Raw genomic sequence first — 3,672 nt, 5'->3', positions numbered from 1 at the left:
GGCGCACCACCCTGGAGGAGTACCGCACCCGAGCACCCGGCCTGGGAAGACCCTCCTCGACCTCGACGCCCTCGCCGACGCCGAGGACGAGAAGTGGGCCTGGGCCGGCAAGCACCGTCCTCGGCCCCGAATACCGCCACGGCCCTGGTCAATGCTCTCCCGCGACGGCGCCGACGCCTGTGTGGTGCGCGAGTTCGACCTGCACACCCTGGAGTTCGTCGAGGGCGGTTTCGCCGTAGAGGAGGCCAAGACCCGCGTCGACTGGATCGACGCCGACCACCTCTGGATCGGGACGGACTTCGGTCCCGGCTCCATGTCCTCCTCCGGCTACCCCCTCCAGGTCCGCCGCTGGCGCCGCGGCACCCCCCTCGCCGAAGCCGAGAAGGTCTACGAGGGCCGTCCCGGGGACCTGTCCGCCAGCGGCTGGCACGACGACACGCCGGGCTTCGAAAGGGACTTCGTGTCCCGGCAGATCGACTTCTGGAACAGCGAGCTGTTCCTGCTGCCCGAGGACCCCGCCGCGGCACCCGAGAAGATCGACGTACCGGACGACGCCGGAGCCGGCATCCACCGCGGATGGCTGACCGTCCAGCCGCGCACCCCCTGGCTGGGCCACCCCGCCGGCAGCCTGCTCGCCTTCGACTTCGAGGACTTCCGGGCCGGCGGCCGCGAGCACGAGGTGCTGTTCACCCCCGACGAGCGCACCGCCCTCGCCGGCTACAGCTGGACCCGCAACCACCTCCTGCTGAGCACCCGGGCCGACGTCTCCTCCCGCCTGGAACTCCTCACCCCCGGCCCGGACGGCTGGACCCGCGCCCCGCTGGAGGGCGTACCCCCGCTGTCCACCGCCTCCGCGTGGGCGACCGACCCCAACGAGAGCGACGAGTACTTCCTCGACGTCACCGGCTTCCTCCAGCCCTCCACCCTCTCCCGGGGCGAGGCCGGGACCGCCGGAACCGAGGTGCTCAAGCAGGCGCCCGCCCTCTTCGACACCGCCGGGCTCCGCGTGAGCCAGTACTTCGCCGCCTCCCCCGACGGGACCCGGGTCCCGTACTTCGTCGTCGGCCCCGAGGACCGGCCCGGCCCCGGCCCCACCCTGCTCTACGGCTACGGAGGCTTCGAGATCTCCATGGTCCCGGGCTACAGCGCCGTCACCGGCCGGACCTGGCTCGCGCGCGGCGGCACGTACGTCCTCGCCGGCATCCGGGGCGGCCACGAGTACGGGCCCGCCTGGCACCAGGCCGCCCTCGGCGCCAACCGGGTCCGCGCCTTCGAGGACTTCGCCGCCGTCGCCCGCGACCTGACCGCGCGCGGCATCACCACTCCCGCCCAGCTCGGCATCGAGGGCGGCAGCAACGGCGGCCTCCTGATGGGCGCGGTGCTCACCCGCGACCCCGGGCTGTTCGGCGCCGTCGTCGCGCACGTGCCTCTGCTGGACATGCTCCGCTTCCACAAGCTCCTCGCCGGAGCCAGCTGGACCGCCGAGTACGGCAACCCCGACGATCCCGCCGACCGGCCCCACCTCGAACGGATCTCCCCCTACCACCGGATGACCGCCGACGGCCCCGCCTACCCGCCCCTGCTCCTGCTCACCTCCACCCGGGACGACCGCGTCCACCCCGGCCACGCCCGCAAGGCGGCCGCCCGGCTGCGCGAACTGGGCCACCCCGTCCTCTTCCACGAGCACATCGGCGGCGGCCACGCGGGCGCCACCGACCACCAGCAGACGGCCTTCAACGAAGCCCTCGTCGCCACCTTCCTCTGGGAGCGGCTCACCCCCGCGAGGTGACCTCCGGCGCGCGCGCTCAGCCGAGGGCGCGGGCGACGAGGAGGGCCACGTCGTCGTGCGTGTCGGGGCGGCGCAGCGCCGACAGCAGCAGGTCGCAGGTCTCCTCGATGGGGCGGTGGGGGCCGGCGAGGAGGTCGGTGAGGGTCAGCAGACGGGCGTCGATGTCCTGGTCGCGGGTCTCGACCAGCCCGTCGGTGTAGAGCACCAGCTCGTCGCCCTCGCCGAGGGTCACGGCGGTGTTCCCGAAGGGGACGCCGCCGACGCCCAGCGGCACCGCCGTCGGCAGCCGCAGCAGCCGGGGCGGGCGGCCGGCGCGCAGGTGCACGGGCGGCAGGTGGCCCGCGGTGGAGATGTGGCACAGCCGGGTGTGGGGGTCGTAGACGGCGTAGACGCAGGTGGCCATGGCCTCGCCGAGGTCGCCGGTGGCCGCGTCCAGGTGGGTGAGCACCGTGGCCGGGTCGAGGCCGAGGCGGCCCAGTGCGCGGGCGGTCGCGCGCAACTGGCCCATGGTGGCCGCCGCGTTGATGCCGCTGCCCATGACGTCGCCGACGACGAGCGCGGTGCGGTCGCCGGTGAGCGGGATGACGTCGAACCAGTCCCCGCCGGTCTCGTCGGCCGCGCCGGCGGGCTGGTACCGGTAGGCGATGTCCAGGCCGGGAGCCGCCGGCGGGTGCTGGGGCAGCAGGTGGCGCTGGAGGGCGAGGGCCGCGTGGCGCTGGCGCTGGTACCAGCGGGCGTTGTCGATGGACACGGCCGCGTGGGCGGCGAGTTCGGAGGCCAGGAGAACGTCGTCGGGGCCGAACGGCACCGGGTTGCGGGCCCGTTTCAGGTCGAGGGTGCCCAGGACCTGGCCGCGGGCGATCAGCGGCACCGCCAGGTACGAGTGCACCCCCGCCTCTCCCAGCAGCCGGGCGGCGGCCTCGTCGCGCGCGATGCGGGGCAGGTCCTCGGGCCGCACGTGCGGGACGAGTTCCGGCCGCGCGGTACGGGCGCAGCGGGCCACCAGCCGTTCGGGGCGGTACGAGGCGACGTCGCCGACGGGGTCGGCCGCCGCCTCGGCGGGGGTCCGGTACGCCGCCTTCACCGCGAGCGCGCGGAAGCGTACGGCCCGCTCGTCGGCGTCCTCGCCGGGCCGGGGTCCGGTCAGGATGGTGTCGAGGACGTCCACGGCGGCGATGTCGGCGATCTCCGGGACGGCCACGTCGGCCAGCTCCCGGGCGGTGATGTCGAGGTCCAGGGTGGTGCCGATGCGCACGGAGGCGTCGGCGATCAGGGCCAGGCGGCGCCGGGCGTGGGCGGCCGACACGGCCGCGCGGTGCTGTTCGGTCACGTCCACGACCGACACCGCGACGCCGATCACCCGGGCGGCCTGGTCCTCCAGCCGGTAGATCGACACCAGCCAGGCCCGTTCACCGGAGTCCTCGGAGATCTGGCCGGTGGTGAAGTGGTCCAGCACGGGAACGCCGGTCAAACATGACCTCCCGCATGCCGGTCTAAAAACGCCGAAAAAGTCCAGGAAAGGCAGGACGTCGGCGATCCGGTGCCCGATGTGCCGCTCGGACGACACCCCGTTGATGCGATCCAGGGCCGGGTTGACCAGGACGTACCGCAGATCGGTGTCGAGCACGGCCAGCCCGATGGGGGACTGGTCGACCATGCGCAGGGACAGGGCCAGGTCCCGTTCGACGCGGCGCAGGGTGGCCTGCTCCGAGGCCAGGCCCAGGGCGTAGAACTGGCCGTTGGCGGCCTGGAGGCGCATGTTGCGGAACTCCACGAGGACCATGTGGCCGTCGCGGTGGCGCACGGGGAAGGACCCCGCCCACGCCCCCTGGCCCCACATCACGCGGTCACAGCTCCAGGACCTCCTCGCGGTCCCGCTCGTC

1 protein-coding gene and 1 pseudogene are annotated in these 3,672 nt (G+C 74.0%); one reads left to right on the top strand and one right to left on the bottom strand.

The annotated features are described in order from the left end of the window. A pseudogene (locus SSNG_RS03080) lies at positions 1–1,789 on the top strand (prolyl oligopeptidase family serine peptidase); the annotation flags it as partial. A 16-nt stretch (positions 1,790–1,805) separates the two neighbouring features. Here SSNG_RS03080 and SSNG_RS03075 read toward each other — a convergent pair. After that, on the bottom strand, positions 1,806–3,446 hold the full coding sequence (locus SSNG_RS03075) for a SpoIIE family protein phosphatase (protein ID WP_347232495.1): 1,641 nt from the start codon (positions 3,444–3,446) through the stop codon (positions 1,806–1,808). Positions 3,447–3,672: the final 226 nt, after the last annotated feature.

Source organism: Streptomyces sp. C (assembly GCF_000158895.1).
GTDB lineage: Bacteria > Actinomycetota > Actinomycetes > Streptomycetales > Streptomycetaceae > Streptomyces > Streptomyces racemochromogenes.
The sequence above is the reverse complement of the archived record's forward strand: the minus strand, read 5'-3'. Positions and strand labels throughout refer to the sequence as shown.